The sequence below is a fragment of the Allobosea sp. genome (assembly GCF_030695125.1).
Taxonomy (GTDB): Bacteria; Pseudomonadota; Alphaproteobacteria; order Rhizobiales; family Beijerinckiaceae; genus Allobosea.
On record NZ_JAUYTP010000086.1, the window covers coordinates 1 to 1,448 of the forward strand.

Sequence of the window (1,448 nt, forward strand, 5' to 3'; positions counted from 1 at the left end):
ATCCGTTTTCGTTTCGCCTCGGCGGGTCAGAGATGGGGTCAACTCCGACGACGTTCGAGTGTGTCTGTGTGTGTGTGGAGCGTTGCTTGCTCACCCTTAAGTTGCTCTCTCTCTCTCTCTCTCTCCTGCTGTGACAAAAAGAGACCTCTCAAGCTCACTCGCAAACCAAGACACAAATAGATGGCCACTCCCAAGCAGGCAAGCAAGAAGCGCGCGGCGGCGTCCAAGAAGGGCGGCAGCCAGGCGAAGAAGGCGGGTCTTCTGTTCCCCGTTGGGCGCATCGGCTCGCAGCTGCGCCGCGGCCAGTACGCGCGCCGCGTGGGTGCGTCGGCGGCGGTGTACCTCGCGGCGGTGCTGGAGTACCTGACGGCGGAGCTGCTGGAGCTGACGGTGAAGGCGGCGAACAGCGCTGCTGCGTCGGGCAAGAAGTCGTCGAAGAAGACGGTGACGCGCCTGAACCCCCGCATCCTGACGCTGGCCGTGCGCCACGACGAGGACCTCGGCGCGCTGCTGCAGAACGTGACGCTGTCGCGCGGCGGCGTGCTGCCGGTTGTGCACAAGGCCCTGAACAAGCAGCAGAAGGCCGCCAAGTCCTCCAGCGCGACGCCGAAGGCGTAAGCGATGAGATAGACGTCGTCGCCTGAGGCTAGAGAACGTCGGCTGGGTAAGAAGCACGCACAAACACACGAAAAGCAAAAAGAAAGCATACAGAAAGAGAGAAGAAGGGAGGCATTCCAGTCACTGGGGCAAAAGTAAAAGATGATTGAGGCAGTCGCAGTTGTTGTTCTTGCTGCTGCTGCGGCATCGTGCGTCTCTTTTGTTGTTTTCTGCTGCAGAGACAAGCAAGCCACCAAGCAAGCCCTAGAAAATGGCCAAGAAGTCGTCGTCTGCCGCCGCGTCGAAGAAGGCTGGAGCGAAGAAGAGCACGCGCAAGCCGAAGCGCAGCTGGAGCGTGTACGTCAGCCGCTCACTCAAGGCCATCGACAAGAAGCTGACGATCTCGTCGAAGACGGTGAAGATCGTGAACTCGTTCATCAGCGACATCTTCGAGCGCGTTGCGTCCGAGGCCGCGACGCTGGTGCGCGTGAACAAGAAGCGCACGCTGGGCTCGCGCGAGATCCAGACGGCGGTGCGCCTGGTGCTGCCCACGGAGCTGGCGAAGCACGCGATGGCCGAGGGCACGAAGGCGGTCGCGAAGGTGTCCGCTTAGAAACTGCATAGACACATGCCGTCGTCGTTGTGAGCGGGTTTCGTAAGAAAAGAAGGAAGAACAGAAGAAAACCACACACAAAGATACAAACTTCAGCATCCGTTTTCGTTTCGCCTCGGCGGGTCAGAGATGGGGTCAACTCCGACGACGTTCGAGTGTGTCTGTGTGTGTGTGGAGCGTTGCTTGCTCACCCTTAAGTTGCTCTCTCTCTCTCTCTCTCTCCTGCTGTGACAAAAAG

At 59.5% G+C, this 1,448-nt stretch carries 2 protein-coding genes; both read left to right on the plus strand.

Features of this window, described 5'->3' with window-relative positions; translation table 11 throughout:
• Positions 1–180: 180 nt before the first annotated feature.
• Positions 181–618 (plus strand): hypothetical protein, encoded by a 438-nt coding sequence (locus Q8S38_RS24905; protein WP_305683010.1) that lies wholly within the window; start codon positions 181–183, stop codon positions 616–618.
• 250 nt (positions 619–868) lie between these two features.
• The gene (locus Q8S38_RS24910; RefSeq protein ID WP_305683011.1) at positions 869–1,210 is read left to right on the plus strand and encodes a histone H2B family protein; all 342 of its coding nucleotides are present in this window, start codon (positions 869–871) and stop codon (positions 1,208–1,210) included.
• The last annotated feature ends 238 nt before the right edge of the window (positions 1,211–1,448 follow it).

Bases quoted from the DNA above. Each gene is read 5' to 3' on its own strand.
- Q8S38_RS24905 (WP_305683010.1), top strand. From the start codon at position 181: ATGGCCACTCCCAAGCAGGCAAGCAAGAAGCGCGCGGCGGCGTCCAAG.
- Q8S38_RS24910 (WP_305683011.1), top strand. From the start codon at position 869: ATGGCCAAGAAGTCGTCGTCTGCCGCCGCGTCGAAGAAGGCTGGAGCG.